This is a genomic window from Micromonospora sp. HM134 (genome assembly GCF_007833915.1).
In the GTDB taxonomy this organism is placed as follows: Bacteria; Actinomycetota; Actinomycetes; order Mycobacteriales; family Micromonosporaceae; genus Micromonospora; species Micromonospora wenchangensis.
This window is the reverse complement of sequence record NZ_CP041061.1, coordinates 465,327-478,330: the sequence shown is the minus strand read 5'-3', so window position 1 is coordinate 478,330 and position 13,004 is coordinate 465,327. Positions and strand designations below refer to the sequence as shown.

Here is a 13,004-nt window from a genome sequence, read left to right as displayed (position 1 = left end):
CCTTACGCCTTGAGGCCGGTCATCTTGGCGTGCTTCAGCTGGTTGCCGTAGGCGAGACCGACCTCGCCGTACAGCTGGTTGCGGTCCTTCGCGCCGGTCTTCGCCAGCGGCTCCTCGAACATGTGGCCCTTGCCGGGCACCTCGAGGTAGACCGGCTTGCAGTCCTCCAGGCTCACCGCCGCGATCGTGTCCGCCGGCATGTGCCGGTTGAGCATGATGTTCAGCGTGCCGAAGTCGGAGTCGATGCGGTCGACGACGACGCCGCCGACGTTGCCCTCGACGCTCTTGATGACGTACCCGGCGGTCGTGTACGCCTTCGTCACGGCGAGCTTCTGCGCCGACCCGACGATCAGGGTGCGGGTCTCGGACTCCATCAGGCCGCCGTTGTCGTACGCGGTCTGGAGCAGCCCGTCGAGGGCGTCCTTGGTGAGGGCGACGCCTTCGTTCCAGATGACCGTGCCGTCGACGGTGATGTCGACCGGGGTGCCGCCCTTGGTGGTGGCCACCTTGAAGGTGTTCGCCGACGAGCTGACCACGTAGTAGACGGTCGCGGTGGACAGCGGCGTCGCCGCGCCCACGCTGGAGAACCGGACGGTGTCCCCGTCGGTCAGGCCGTGCGCGGTCAGGGTGATCAGGTCGGTGGCCGCCGCCGCCGTGCCGGTCTGCGCCGCGGCCCCGACGGACACCACGTTCGAGGTGATCGCGGCGAGCAGACCCCGCGTCTTGCGGGCGGTCGTGTTGTCCACCGGCAGCTGGTAGGTGCCGTTGATGAACGACCACTCGACGTCGCGGACCATCTGCTTGAGCATCAGCTCCGTCTGCCAGTCCAGCTCGTCGATCACGGGGTTGGCGGCCCCGGCGGTGGCGAGGCCACTCAGCCGGCCGGTCGCGGCCCGCTTCGTGTAGGACACGCCGACGGTCTCGTGGTGGACCTGGACCACGTTCTTCTGCGACGCGCGGACCCGGTTCTGGTCCGTGGGCGCGTCCTGGCCCTCCAGGGCCACGTTCTGACCGGCGGTCCGCAGGTCGTAGACGCCCCACTCGAACTCGGTGTCGGTGGTCTGCCCGCCGCCCGTCAGCCCGCCGATCGCCGAGAAGAACGGGGTGTCGGTCGGGGTGAGCAGGTGCAGGATGCCCGTGTAGTTCGGCAGGTTGTACGTCGTGCCGAGCGCGGTGATACCAGCCACGGCTGGTGCTCCCTTCGTTGATTCTGGGCGCGGCCCGCGCCGGCCCTTCGGTTACCGCTGGACGTTGGCCAGCTTCTGCTTCTGCAAGGCGATGACCTTGCGGAAGTCGCCTTCCTTCTGGGCGGCGGCGATCTGCGCCTCCAGGTCGGGCGGCTGGGTGCCTCGGGCACCCTGCGACGGGTCCGGGGCGGGGGTGCGGGGGCCGGTCGGGGCGGCGGCGGGTCCGGCCGGGGCGGCGGCGGCGGGGAACAGCGCGAGCAACTCGTCCGCGTCGGCCTCCAGCTCCTCCCGGGTCGCCCCCCGCAGGCGTGCCGCCTGCTGCGGGGTGAGGCCCTTCGCGGCGGCCACCTCGGCGCGGTACCTGGCGGCCCGCTCGGTGGACAGTTCCTCCTCGTGCTTGGTCAGCCGCTCGGTCAGCCGTTCCAGGTCGGTCTTCCCGTCGCCGGGCTGACCGCCGAGGGTCTGCGCCAACTGCATGAGCGGGCCGAGCTGCTTCTCCAGCGCCTTTCGGGCCTCTCGCTCGGCGGCGAGAGCCTTCTCGCCGGCCGGGCCGAGCGGCCTGTCGCCCGGATCGGCCGGAGCCGGCGGCGCGGGCGGAGCCGGCACCGGGGCCGGAGGGGTGGGGGGTGGCGTCGGCACCGGATCGCCCGGCGGCGGCGTAGGGACAGGCTGGGTCATCGCGACCTCCAGTAGGTGACCAGGGCATCGCGCCCCGATCAGTTGATGTATCCGAACCGGCGCAGCAGCCGCAGCGCCTCCGTCCGGTCGTTGCCGGCGATCTGCAGGATCGACTCCGGCATCAGCCGGGGCACCCGCGCCGAGGTGTACCGAGCACCCTCGACCTTCACCCCGCGCTCCCGAGCGCCCAGCCTGACGCCGGCTTGACCCCGGGTCGTCACACCCTCGGTGGTGGTGAACAGCTCCCGGCCGAACACGTTCTGGGTCTGGAGCCGACCTACGTCGCGCCCGTTGCGCAGCATCCGCGCCTCGTCGGCGGTGATCCGCGCCCCGGCCGGCGTCAGCCCGAACGCGCCCCGGCGGGCGTTGACGACCTGGCCGATGTCCGCGCCCAGCCGGATCGCCTCAGCGCCCGCCCGGGTGAACTGCTTGTCCTGCTCGGCCCGGTCCAGACTGTCGAACCACGCCCGCGGGGTGGTGGCCACCGCGTCGGCCGTGTCCTCACGGCACGGCACATGCACGCAGTCGCAGCGCGGATGCCGGTCGAAACCCTGGTTGTAGCGATACCAGCGGCCCGCCAACACCACACACCGGCCGCACGTCCGACCCACCACCATCCGCCGATACCCGGTCGCCTGCCGGCGGGCCGCCAACGCCACCTGATCAGCCACGCGGCCCGCGTCCGCAGCCTGCGTCCGGACCGCCATGTCCAGCACGGCGTACCCGCCGGCCAGGGCCCGCCCCACGTCAGCGCCAGCGCCGATCGCCGCCAGCGTCCCGATCGCCGGCTGGAACAGCAGCGACTCCAACGGTCGGCCATCCGAGGCGACCCCCGCAAGCGCGGCCGGCGCCACCGCAGCGTCCCGCGCCGGGTTGACGCCCTGGGCGTCGAGGACCTCGTCCAGGTAGCCGTCGGCGGTGAGCGCCGCCGCCAGCTGCGCCGCGGTCACGACCGCCGCCAGCTCCGCCACCTGCCCCGCCCACGACCGGGCGATGTCACCCGGGTCGACCCGCCGCCACATCCGACGGGCAACCTCGGCGAGCCGCTCGGCGAGGTGCCGCCGGCGCCGGTAGTGGGCCAGGGCGACCTGCTCAGCCGACACCGGCCGGCTCCACCACCGGCGGGGCGTTCGTCGGCGGGACCTCGGCCGGGGCCGGCTGCCCGGCGATCCCCAGCCGGACAATCTCCCGCACCGGGTCGCGCTGCGCGGCCACCTCGTCCTCGGCCTCCATGCGCCGGATCTGACCCGGCGTGTAGCCCAGATCCTCCCGGGCCTGCCGCTTGGTGATGATCGGCTCCTTGGAGCCGAACAGCTTCGCCACCGCGTCGGCGGCCTGCGCCCGGGTCGGGGTCGCCGGGTCCCGCCAGATCGTCTCCAGCCGCCGCGCGGCCGGATCCCAGTCGCCATCCTGGAGCCGGCGCACGTGCCGGTTCATCCGCTCGTACGAGCCGCTGAACGGGGTCTGCTTCCGCTCGGCCCGCTTGATCAGCCGGGCCTCCGCCGCCCGCCACGCCTCCGCGCTCGCCGGCGTGTCCGTCACCACCCCGAACGCCGTCGGCGGCAGACCGACGAGCGCCGTCGCGTGCTTCGCGAGCTGGGTCAGCGAGTCGTGGAAGTTCGACAGCGACGACGCCGCGAACTCGTACGGCTTCACCTCGCCCGCCTCGACGCCCTCCAGCGTCAGCAGCCGCCCCATGATGACCTGCAGGGCCGTCAGCTTGTTGCCCTTGTCGTCGACCAGGTCGTCCTCGCCGATGCCGAACAAGGCTCTCAACGGAAGCGCGTGGAATTCCGCCGCCACCATCATGTCGCTGGCGATCTTGTTGGCCGCGTGCGCCAGGCTCAGCAGCGGGGCGGTCAGCTCCGACCGGCCGTACCGGTCCGCCAGCCGCGCCCGGTTCGTCAGCGGGGTGACCATCACCTCGCCGATGTTGTGCTCGTCGCGGCCGATCTCGCACCAGCCCTGCGGGCCCCGGTCGTACCAGATCGTCGCGTTCGGCCGATACAGCGTCGCGTACTCCTCCGGCAGCCGCACCAGCGAATCCTGGTCCTCCGCCCAGCGGCGCAGCGCCGCCCGAGGCTGCCGGGTGCGCGGGTCGATGTCGGCGTACATCTCCAGTGGCGACTCCACCGTCACCAGCGGCGTATCCGCGTCGTCCTCGTTCGTGCCCACCGCCAGGTACGACCGGCGCATCACCAGCGCGTCGAGCCGACCCAGCTGCGCTTCCTCGTCGAGGTCGTTGTCCTGCCACACCCGCATCAGGTTCGCGTCGGCCGCCCGGCTGGCCAGCTCCTCCGGCGGGGTATCCGGATCCGGCTCGTCGGCGGCCTCCGGGTAGCGGAACCCGAGCGGCTCCAGGCGCTCCTCCAGCGGGTCGACCGCCAGCATCGGCCAGCCCAGCGACACCGCCTGGATACGGTCGCCCACCTCCCGCAGGATCTCCGGGTGGATGTAGTGCAGCGGCGCCGTACCCTCGTACAGGTCGTTCAGCTCCCGCAGCACCGGGAGGTCCCGGTCGTGGCGGATGGCCAGGTGGGTCAGCCAGCCCAGATCGTCGTCGGGCAGCACGGCGTCACCTCCTGACGATGATCCTCTTCTGCTTCACCTGCGGCCGACGCACGTAGCCGTCCAGCCCTGTCGTCAGCGCCGCGATGCCGTCGATGCGGGACTGCGACTTCACCCGGTTCGGTTTCACCAGCCGGTAGTTGTCCTGGCCATCGGAGATCGTCTCGACCACCGAGGCCATCCACCGGGTCACCGGATCGCCGCCGTGCCGCATCCGGCCCGCCGTCTGGCCGTCTTCGGTCTTGCCGAGCAGCCGCCACAGTTCCTTGATCGACGGCGACTGGCCCATGAACGTCTGCGCCACCGGCACCACCTGCACGCCCCGCAGCGCCGCGTCGATCTCCTGGACCATCTGCCCCGCGAACATCCGGTCGTACGTGATCCGCCGCATGTCGACCACCTTGCAGTCGGCGATCGCCACGTCCCGGACCTTCTCGTAGTCGATGACGTTGCCCTCGGTGGCCGTCACCCAGCCCTCGTCGATCCACCGGCGCAGCGGCACCTGGAGGTGCCGCTGCAAGTCGTCGACCCGGTCGCCGGGGACGAAGTACCGCCAGAACATCTCCAGCTCGACGTCCTCCGACGGCGAGTCGACCGCCAGCCACCAGCAGGTGAAGTCGCTGACCGCCGACAGGTCGAAACCACCCCACGCCGGCCGGCCCTTCAGCCGTGCCAGGTCGACGATCCCCCCGCAGGCGTCCCACTGGTTCAGGTCGATCGCCCGCGCCGCGTCGCGCATCCGCCGGTTCAGGTGCAGCCGGCAGAACGTCGGGAAGTAGCTCGGCGTGCTCCGCGCCTTGTTGACCTCCTTGCGGAGGTACGACCAGCTCGGCGACACCCCGATGCCCGGGTTGGCCTTGCGCAACGTCTCATCGGCGAACGGGTCGTCGGTGTCCTCCGCCGCCCAGATCACCCCGTAGTGCGACGGGTCCTCGACGACGCCGTTGGCGACCTTCCGCACGTAGCTGTGCTTCTCGTCGTAGATCGACCCCTCGACCGCCTCATCGGCGGTCGTCAGGAACACGATCAGCGGCTGCGCGCGGGCACCGGTGCCGGTCTCGATCGCGTCGACCAGGTCCCGCCGCTTGTGGACGTGAATCTCGTCGATCGCCGCCCCGGACACGTTCAAGCCGTGCGCCGCCTCAGCGACCTTGCTGAGCACCCGGAAGATCCCGCCGAGCTTGTTATCGACGACCACGTCCGCCAGCGGCCGGGTCCGCCGGCGTGCGTGCGGCGACGTCAGGAGCATCTTCTTCGCGTCGTCGAAGACCCGACGCGCCTGAAGCTTGTCACCGGCCGCCGCGTACACCTCGGCGCCCACCTCGGCGTCGGCCAACAGCAGCAGGTTCGCGATACCCGACGCGAGGGTGCTCTTCCCGTTCTTCCGGGGGATCTCGATCCACACCGTCCGGATGACCCGGACCACCTGGTCGGCCTCGTCGTCCCACCGCACCCACCCGAACACCGGGGCGATGACCCACGCCACCTGCCACGGGTCCAGGCCCTGGCCCAGCCGCAGCGCCTTGCCCGCCCAGCGGCCCTTCGTGTGCCGGAAGCTCGCCAGCCCGCGCAGCGCCTTGCGCACCCGCTCCACGTCGAAGTACGCGCCCTCGGCCCGGTCGGCCTGGAAAGCGAGCACCAGCGGCGCGGACTGGCGCGCCTGCTCGATCTGCTCGGCCGTCATGCCGAGCTCGATCAGCGCCTCGTACGGGACCGGCAGCTCAGTCGAACGGATCACCGTCGTCGCCGTCATCGCCGCCCCCCGGCGCCACGAAACTCGCCCTGGCCGACGGCGAGAGACCCAGCTCCCGGATGTAGACCCGCAGCTGCGAGCGGTACTGGCCGACGACCGTCGTCGCGCCGTTCTTCTGCCAGCCCCGCTCGCCCTGGATCAACATCCCGCGCGTCGACAGGTCCCGCTCGCACTGGTCGATCCGGGCCACCACCACGCAGTAGTCGTGCAGCAGGTTGACGTCGACGTCGGCCAGGCCGGCGGTGAACTGGAGCACCGGCACCACCCGCCGCCACTCCCGGCGGGCGATCTCCCGGGCGCGGCGGTTGACGTCCTGCTGCACCTTGTCGCTGCGGACCGCCGGGAACGTCTGCTGCCAGTCCGGCTCGGCGAGGTCCTTCGCCGCGGCGAGGATCAGCCCCGGATCGACCGGACGCTTGCCCGGGTTCCCCTCACGGACCACCTGCAAGTACGGCTTCTTGCGGCCGGCAGCCTCACCCATCCGTCACCCTCCGTGATCCGCGCAAAGTCCGAATGGTGCGGCGACACGTGCAGCCCTCTCCGGCGGTTCTGTGACCAGGGGGTCTGGGGTCTACCCCCCACCCCCCTGTTACTCTGCGTCACGGTCAGCCGAGTAGAGCCAGCTGCTCGTTGCCACCTCGGTTGCCTCGTTCGAGGTTGCAGCGCAGGTGGGTGATGCGCGTGTTGGCGTAGGTGTGTGGGCCGCCTCGGCTGATCGGCACCACGTGGTCGAGTGACGGGCTCAGTGGGTCCGGGTATGCCCGGCGCCTGTTGACCTTGCGGTGGCAGATGCCGCAGCGCCAGCCGTCGCGCTCGCCGACACGGTCGCGGTCCACGTCTTCGGCATCGGATCTGCGCTGTGCTGCGCGCCTGCGCTTGGCCTTGGCGAGGTCCCGCTTGCGCTTTGCCTCTGGGTCATCGGGGAAGGCGTACGCCTGGTCGGGGTATCGCTCGTCCTTGTAGTGCCGGTTGCAGAGGCCCTTGGCTCGGTGCGGTCGGGTGCATCCCTCGCGCTCGCAGCGCCGGGTGTTGCCGGCGTTGCTGCATCGGGTCGAGCAGAACCGCTGGTCAGATCGGGTGAGGCTGAAGGGCGCACGGCAGTGCGCGCAGGTACCCTGCTTCATGTCGGTCCTTCGCGAGAGGATCGGCCACAGCCCGGGGGTGTTGACGCACCCGCCGGGCCCTTTCGTTCATGGTCGCATCAGGGTGTGACGTCACCTGGCGTTCCAGCCGCCTGGCTGGGCTACTGAGGTGTGCCGGTCGTGGCAGCCCTTGCACAGCCCGCGCCCTCGGGTGGGGTCGTTGGCGTCGAGGCCTGCGTCGACCAGTTCGCGTCGGCTGAGGGGCCAGTGGTCGGCGACGGTGCTGGGCCGTAGGCACTGGCGGCCGTGGTCGTGGGTGTCGTCGGTGCAGACGCACAGCGGGTTGCGTCGTAGGACTCGGGTCCGGAACTGGGTCTCGTGCTTGCGGTCGTAGCCGCGCTGTCGTGCGGTGCCGCGCCGGGCTTCGGCCTTGGCCCGGCAGCCGGGGCATCGGCCGGTGGGGACGAGCTCGGGGCATCCGGTGGTGGAGCACGCCTTGAGGGCTCTGGGCATGGGTGCCTCCGGACTCAGCACGGCGGGCGCGGGGTGCGTGATCCCGCGCCGTCCGGACGCTGCATCGGCGTGCCCGCCGTGCTGAGGGTTCCGGGTACGACAACGGCCCGGGAGCGTGGTGCTCGTCCGGGCCGTTCGTGTTTCGGGCAGGGTTCGTCTACCAGTTCGGAGTGATCAAATCATGCGGCGACGGGGGTGTTGGCGTCAAGTCGGCGCTTGCGTCCGCGTCCGGAGAGGTACTTCGTGGCCTCGATGTCGGTGGCCTTGGCCAGGGGGTATCGGACTTGGGGGCGGCCGTGTGGGTCGGTCATGCGGGCTTTGGGTAGGCCGTCGCGGGTGGCCCAGTTGCGGAGCATGGCGGGGGTGACGTCGGGTCCGAGTCGGCGGGCGATCTGGGTGGCGGTGCCCCAGTGGTCGCCGTCGTGGGGGATCAGGTCGTCGTGCACGGTTCGATTGTTCCTCAGGCGGTGGCGGTGAGTGGGTGGTCGGGGCCCCAGATGTGGGGGATGTCGGCGACGCGGGTGGGCATGGTGCAGGGGCAGTTGGGTCCGGTGCACAGGCAGGTGGTCGTGCACGTGACTGTCCACGTGGTGCGGGGTCCGGTGGTGTGGGCGGTGAGCTTGCGGCGGGCGCAGCGGGGGCAGCGGATGCCGGTGAGGGCCTGGCCGGCGGGGTCGAGGTGGAGGGTGTCGCGGATGCGGGTGTCGGCTTCGTCGAGCCAGAGGGTCAGGTGCCGGGCGGTTGACGGCCGTAGGCGGGTGGTCAGCGCCTGGATGCGGGCGAGCGGGTCCATGCCGAAGGACGCCTCGGTGCTGCGGCCGTCGAGGTTGTCGGCGAGCCAGGTGAGGGTGGCCGTGGTGGATGTGGTGAGGCGGGCGAGGCGGCCGTCGCGGAACTCGGGTTCGAGGGTGCTGACGGCGGTGCGGCCGACGAGGTCGCCGTGGCCGCCTTGGCCGGATGGGCCGGGCATGGGCCGCCAGGCTTGGATGGCGCCGGCGGCGGCGATGGTGCGGGCTTCTGCGCGGCGTGCGTTGGCTTCGGCGGTGACGGCGTTGTCGAGGTGGGTGCGTGCGGTGTTGAGGGATCCGGCGGCGCGGGTGGCGTGGAGCTGGTGCGGGTGGGTCACGGCGTCTCCGGTTCAGGCGGTGCGGGGGTAGAGCTCGATGACGACGGCCTGGTGCTCGCCGTCGGCCTGGTGCTCGTCATCGGTGGGTGGTGTGCTGGCGGGTGCGCCTCGACGGCAGAGCGGGCACTTCGGTTGGCCGTCGTGGCGGGTGCCGGCGGCGAGGGCGGGGTGCTTCGCGCAGCCGGGTCGGCGGCCGGCGGGCCGGGTGGGCGCCGGGGGTGGTGCGGTCGTCTCCTCGATGGCGGGCTCGGCGGCCGGGGCGTCCGGTGCGGTGCTCGACCCACCACCCACATCCGAATCCGAATCGTCGTCGACGCCGTCCGCGCGCGGACCTGTCAGGGCCGTACGGACATCTCCACGGTTTGCCAGGTCGTAGTTACCTACGTGGTCACTGATAGGTGGCAGGGGCCGGAAGGGCCGCAGATTCGCCCTTGTGGCCCCCGCAGACGACGGTTCTGCGGCCCTTGCGGCCCCCGCAGATTCGGCCGGATTCGGCTCGTCTGCGGCCTCTCCGGCCCCCGCAGACGGCTCGGTTGCGGCCTCTGTGGCCCCCGCAGAAGTGCCGTTCTGCGGCCCGTCCGGCCCCCGCAGATCCGGGCGGGGCGCGTACTTCCCGCGGACCTTCTCACGGCACCGGTCGATCTCCAGGCGGTGCCGGGCGGGCGACCACACGTCGATGCCTTCGCGGTCGAGGAGATCCTCGGGGATGGTCAGCTGCCACTCGTCGGCGTCACCGCGGCGTTCCCCTTCGGCGACGAGGTGCAGCAGCCCGTAGCGGACCAGCACGGCGACGGCGGCCTTGACGGTGCGGTAGTCCATCTCCAGGTCGACGGCGATGCGGGCGAGGCCGGGGCGGATGTCGCGGCCGGTCTTGTGGGTGGCGTACCGGGCGAGGCGTTCGGCGACGGCGTGGATGCGGGCGCCGGAGACGTTCTTGCCGAGGGCCTTCTGGGTGCCGAAGCGGACGCGGGAGAGTAGTTCGGTCCAGGTGTGGACTGAGGTGCCGCGGTCGCTGTAGGTCTTCAAGGCGGGCCTTCCGCTTGGTTCGGATGTGCTGGCCCGGACCGCCGTGGTGGCGGTCCGGGCCGGGTGGGTCAGCGGCGGATGTCGGCCTGGTAGACCCGGGGCTCGATGTGCTCGGACGGGAGGCCGCAACCGGTCGACCGGAGGTGCCGCAGCTCGACGTCGACCAGGCGCTCGTCGACGAACCGGCCGATGGTGATGGGCCGGCCGCCGTGGCAGCGGCAGTCGCCGGGGCCGGCCGGGACGGTGTCGGCGATGCCCGCCCGGGTGCGGATGCGGGTACGGCCGCGTGGGGTGTTGCGGGCGGGGCCGTTGGCGATCGGGGTCACGGTGCTGTGCTCTCCTTCGTGCGGGTGGGTCATCGGCGCCGCTTGCGTGCGGGTGCCGGGCCTGGTGCGGCGGTCTGTTCGTGGCAGGTGGAGCAGGCGGCGGGGTACCACTGGCGTCCGCTGCCCGTGCTGTTGGCGTTGGGCTGGCTGGTGGTGGTGTAGGGCTGGCCGGCGGGGAACAGGTAGCCGCCGTCGCGTCGGCAGGTGCCGACGGGTGCGTGTTGGGCGAGGGCGTCGAGCCAGGGGGCGGCGTTGACGGCGCGGGTGCCGTCGAGGAGGAAGCGCCTCCAGATGCCGCCTCGGCCGGGGTGGTGGATGAGCGGGGCCTGGTGGGTCACGGCCGCCTCACCGCCCAGGGCCCGGTCCACCCGTTGCGCGGCCGGTAGGTCCAGGTGCGCCGGTGCTCGTCGCCCACCCACTCCTGAATCTCGGTTTCGCGGCCGGGCCAGCCGGCGTACGGGCCGGTGGGGCTCCGGCGGTGCTGCCTGACGGCGACCTGGGCGGCGGCCAGGGAGCCGTAGACGCCGAGGATTCGCAGCGTCTCCTCGTAGTCCTGGACGGGGTCGACGGCGATGAACACGCGCGCCGAGTGCGGGGTGGCGGTCACCGGTTCACCCCCTGGCCGATGGCGATGTGCTGGTCGACGGCGGCCGTGGCGCACCACCAGCAGCGGAGGTATTCGGCCCAGGCGGCGGCGGTGGCCGGGTCGTCGAGCCGGTCGGTGCGGACGCTGATCCGGGCCTGGGTGGTGGTGACGGCGGCGACGGCGGGCCGGCCGCAGTCGGGGGTGGCGCACACCGGGGCGGTCACCGGTTCACGCCCACGTCGGCAGGGGCGTCGCGGTGCGGGCACTTCACCCAGACGCGGCCGTCGGCTTCGACCAGGGCGGCGATCAGCTCGTACGGGACGTTCGGGTGGCGTTCGATGCGGCGGACGGTCCACACGCCGCGCCAGGGCGAGCCGGGCACGTTGTAGGTGGTCTGCTCGCCGACGCGGACGTCGGCCCAGGTGCGAGGGCGGACCGGAGAGGCCGGTGGGGTGTCGAGGGCGAAGAGGTCGAGCTGCTGGGCGGTCATCGTGCTGCCCTTCGCCGGGTGATCCGGTGCCACCAGCGGCGTCGGGCCGGCTCGACGTAGCCCCGGCCGCCGGGCAGCCATACCGCCTTGCCGGTGGCGGCGGCCTCGGTGATGGCGGCGGCCACCTCCGCCAGCTCGTCGGCCGGGGCGTCGACGGGCTGCACGGGTCCGTGCTCGGGGGTGTCTCCGGGGCGGGCGGGCCGCCAGGTGGCGACGTCGCGGCGGGTGGCCGGCCGGCCGGGCGTGGTGCCGGGGACCGGGCGCCGCCACCACGAGGGCGAGCCGGGGGCGCTGTCGGGGTAGGTGGCGTAGCCGGGCCTGGTGTGGGCGAGCTTGCGCAGCTGGTCGTCGTCCACGTCAGCTCTCCCCGTTTCGGTGGCGTCGCCGCTCGGCGTGCAAGTTCTTCAGGGGCCGCCAGTAGCCGCCCCCGACGTCCTTGCCCCTGACCCGGCCGCCGACCCAGCGGCGGCACGGCTTGCCGGTCTCCGCTTCGCACTTCGGGCAGGGCCGGGAGGTCGGGTTGATGGCGAGGGTTCCGCCGGTGACGGCACGGGTGGGTGCGTGGCGCTTCCCGCCGTTGATGGCGCTGATATGTGGCACCGGTCAGCCCTCCGCTGAATCGAGCCGGTCGCCGATGAGCAACCTGTCGGCCAAGTCGTTCGCCGCGACCTCGTACCGGCCGCCGGGCAGGCCGGTGGGCAGCTGCTCGGCGGCCAGGTCGCCGACGATGCAGATCACGGCCGGCCCGGTGGGGGTGTGGACGGTGCAGCCGGCCGGGTGCTCGACCGTCCACGTGCCGTCGTCGGCGACGACCAGGACGTGCCGGCCGACGCTGGGGGCGGGGTACGCGGCGAGGGCCTGGATCAGCTCTACGTGGTCCGCCGGGAGGTCGGCCGGGTCGACGCCTGGCGGCCGGAGGTTGGCCTCCAGGGCGGTGGCGGCGATGTAGAGGCGGTCGGCGGCCTCGCGCGGGTCGGCCGGGTCGTGGCCGGTCTGGTCGGCAATGCAGTAGCGGCCGGCTCCGTGGCGGTGGGCGGGTGCGCCGGGTGGGCAGGGGCAGTCGTCGGGGCGGTGGCAGGTGCACGGGCACCCGCCGCCCGGGGTGAGCCGGTCGGCCGCGCGGATCGCTTCCTCGGCGGTGCTGTAGAGCGCGCCGGGGTGCTCGGGGTTGCGGCGGTCGTCCTCCCAACCCAGCGCGGCGAGCGCGGCCAGGACGCGGGCCGAGTCGACGTCGGTGGGTGCCGGGTGGGTGGGGATGAGCCGGCCAGCGGCGGCCAGCGCGGCCAGCACGGCGCGGCCCATGCACTCCGGCGTGGTGCCCGGGGTGGCCCAGAGGGCAGCGAGAGCCATCTCGGCGGTCCGGATGTCGGCGGCGGTGTACGCGCCGTCGGCGTGGGCGTCCGGCTGGCCGTCCACCCCGGCGCACGCGGCGTGGACGACGACGGCAGCACCGGTCATCCACCCAGACGTCGCCCGGTCGTCGACGTGCGCGCCGACGTAGACCAGGACGACGGGTTCGCCGCCGAGCTGGCCATCGCAGACGGGGCAGTCCTGGCCGTGGAGGTGGTGTTCAGGCCGCAGGGTGCGGATGCCTTGGGTGTGGACGGTGGCGTTGGCGGGGACGCGGATGGGGATCATCGGCGGTTGGCCTTTCGGAGCAGGTCAGCGA

At 72.6% G+C, this 13,004-nt stretch carries 18 protein-coding genes; all 18 read right to left on the bottom strand.

Going from position 1 to position 13,004, the window contains the following annotated elements; genetic code table 11:
* Nucleotides 1–2 precede the first annotated feature (2 nt).
* On the bottom strand, nt 3–1,187 hold the full coding sequence (locus FJK98_RS02430) for a DUF5309 family protein (RefSeq protein ID WP_145917552.1): 1,185 nt from the start codon (nt 1,185–1,187) through the stop codon (nt 3–5).
* A 51-nt stretch (nt 1,188–1,238) separates the two neighbouring features.
* Nucleotides 1,239–1,865 carry a hypothetical protein gene (locus FJK98_RS33510; protein WP_205789361.1) on the bottom strand — a complete coding sequence of 209 codons (627 nt, stop codon included), beginning with the start codon at nt 1,863–1,865 and terminating at the stop codon, nt 1,239–1,241.
* A 38-nt stretch (nt 1,866–1,903) separates the two neighbouring features.
* Nucleotides 1,904–2,968, bottom strand: coding sequence for a hypothetical protein (locus tag FJK98_RS02415; protein WP_145917550.1), 1,065 nt, complete (start codon nt 2,966–2,968; stop codon nt 1,904–1,906).
* Nucleotides 2,958–4,436, bottom strand: a complete 1,479-nt coding sequence (locus FJK98_RS02410) for a phage portal protein (protein WP_145917549.1) — start codon at nt 4,434–4,436, stop codon at nt 2,958–2,960. Before FJK98_RS02410 ends, FJK98_RS02415 begins: the two co-directional genes overlap by 11 nt.
* A 4-nt stretch (nt 4,437–4,440) precedes the next feature.
* The gene (locus FJK98_RS02405) at nt 4,441–6,171 is read right to left on the bottom strand and encodes a terminase large subunit (protein WP_205789359.1); all 1,731 of its coding nucleotides are present in this window, start codon (nt 6,169–6,171) and stop codon (nt 4,441–4,443) included.
* On the bottom strand, nt 6,155–6,667 hold the full coding sequence (locus tag FJK98_RS02400) for a phage terminase small subunit P27 family (protein ID WP_145917548.1): 513 nt from the start codon (nt 6,665–6,667) through the stop codon (nt 6,155–6,157). The genes FJK98_RS02405 and FJK98_RS02400 overlap by 17 nt, the downstream gene beginning before the upstream one ends.
* Before the next feature lie 124 nt (nt 6,668–6,791).
* The gene (locus FJK98_RS02395; RefSeq protein ID WP_145917547.1) at nt 6,792–7,310 is read right to left on the bottom strand and encodes an HNH endonuclease; all 519 of its coding nucleotides are present in this window, start codon (nt 7,308–7,310) and stop codon (nt 6,792–6,794) included.
* A 90-nt stretch (nt 7,311–7,400) separates the two neighbouring features.
* Entirely contained in the window at nt 7,401–7,781 is a 381-nt protein-coding gene (locus tag FJK98_RS33800; RefSeq protein WP_168222369.1) for a holin, read from the bottom strand.
* Nucleotides 7,782–7,960: 179 nt separating this feature from the next.
* Nucleotides 7,961–8,227, bottom strand: coding sequence for a hypothetical protein (locus FJK98_RS02385; RefSeq protein ID WP_240762568.1), 267 nt, complete (start codon nt 8,225–8,227; stop codon nt 7,961–7,963).
* Between the two features lie 14 nt (nt 8,228–8,241).
* Entirely contained in the window at nt 8,242–8,907 is a 666-nt protein-coding gene (locus tag FJK98_RS02380; protein WP_145917546.1) for a hypothetical protein, read from the bottom strand.
* A 12-nt stretch (nt 8,908–8,919) separates the two neighbouring features.
* Entirely contained in the window at nt 8,920–9,933 is a 1,014-nt protein-coding gene (locus tag FJK98_RS02375) for a hypothetical protein (RefSeq protein WP_145917545.1), read from the bottom strand.
* A gap of 68 nt (nt 9,934–10,001) precedes the next feature.
* Nucleotides 10,002–10,259, bottom strand: coding sequence for a hypothetical protein (locus FJK98_RS02370; protein WP_145917544.1), 258 nt, complete (start codon nt 10,257–10,259; stop codon nt 10,002–10,004).
* Between the two features lie 29 nt (nt 10,260–10,288).
* Complete coding sequence (locus FJK98_RS02365; protein ID WP_145917543.1) at nt 10,289–10,597, bottom strand: hypothetical protein; 309 nt, start codon at nt 10,595–10,597, stop codon at nt 10,289–10,291.
* Nucleotides 10,594–10,866, bottom strand: a complete 273-nt coding sequence (locus tag FJK98_RS02360) for a hypothetical protein (protein WP_145917542.1) — start codon at nt 10,864–10,866, stop codon at nt 10,594–10,596. Before FJK98_RS02360 ends, FJK98_RS02365 begins: the two co-directional genes overlap by 4 nt.
* Nucleotides 10,863–11,069: a hypothetical protein gene (locus tag FJK98_RS02355; protein WP_145917541.1), complete on the bottom strand. Its 207-nt coding sequence runs from the start codon at nt 11,067–11,069 to the stop codon at nt 10,863–10,865. Before FJK98_RS02355 ends, FJK98_RS02360 begins: the two co-directional genes overlap by 4 nt.
* The gene (locus FJK98_RS02350; protein ID WP_145917540.1) at nt 11,066–11,335 is read right to left on the bottom strand and encodes a hypothetical protein; all 270 of its coding nucleotides are present in this window, start codon (nt 11,333–11,335) and stop codon (nt 11,066–11,068) included. Before FJK98_RS02350 ends, FJK98_RS02355 begins: the two co-directional genes overlap by 4 nt.
* Nucleotides 11,332–11,691, bottom strand: coding sequence for a hypothetical protein (locus tag FJK98_RS02345; RefSeq protein ID WP_145917539.1), 360 nt, complete (start codon nt 11,689–11,691; stop codon nt 11,332–11,334). Before FJK98_RS02345 ends, FJK98_RS02350 begins: the two co-directional genes overlap by 4 nt.
* A gap of 247 nt (nt 11,692–11,938) precedes the next feature.
* Entirely contained in the window at nt 11,939–12,973 is a 1,035-nt protein-coding gene (locus FJK98_RS02340) for a hypothetical protein (RefSeq protein ID WP_145917538.1), read from the bottom strand.
* Nucleotides 12,974–13,004: the final 31 nt, after the last annotated feature.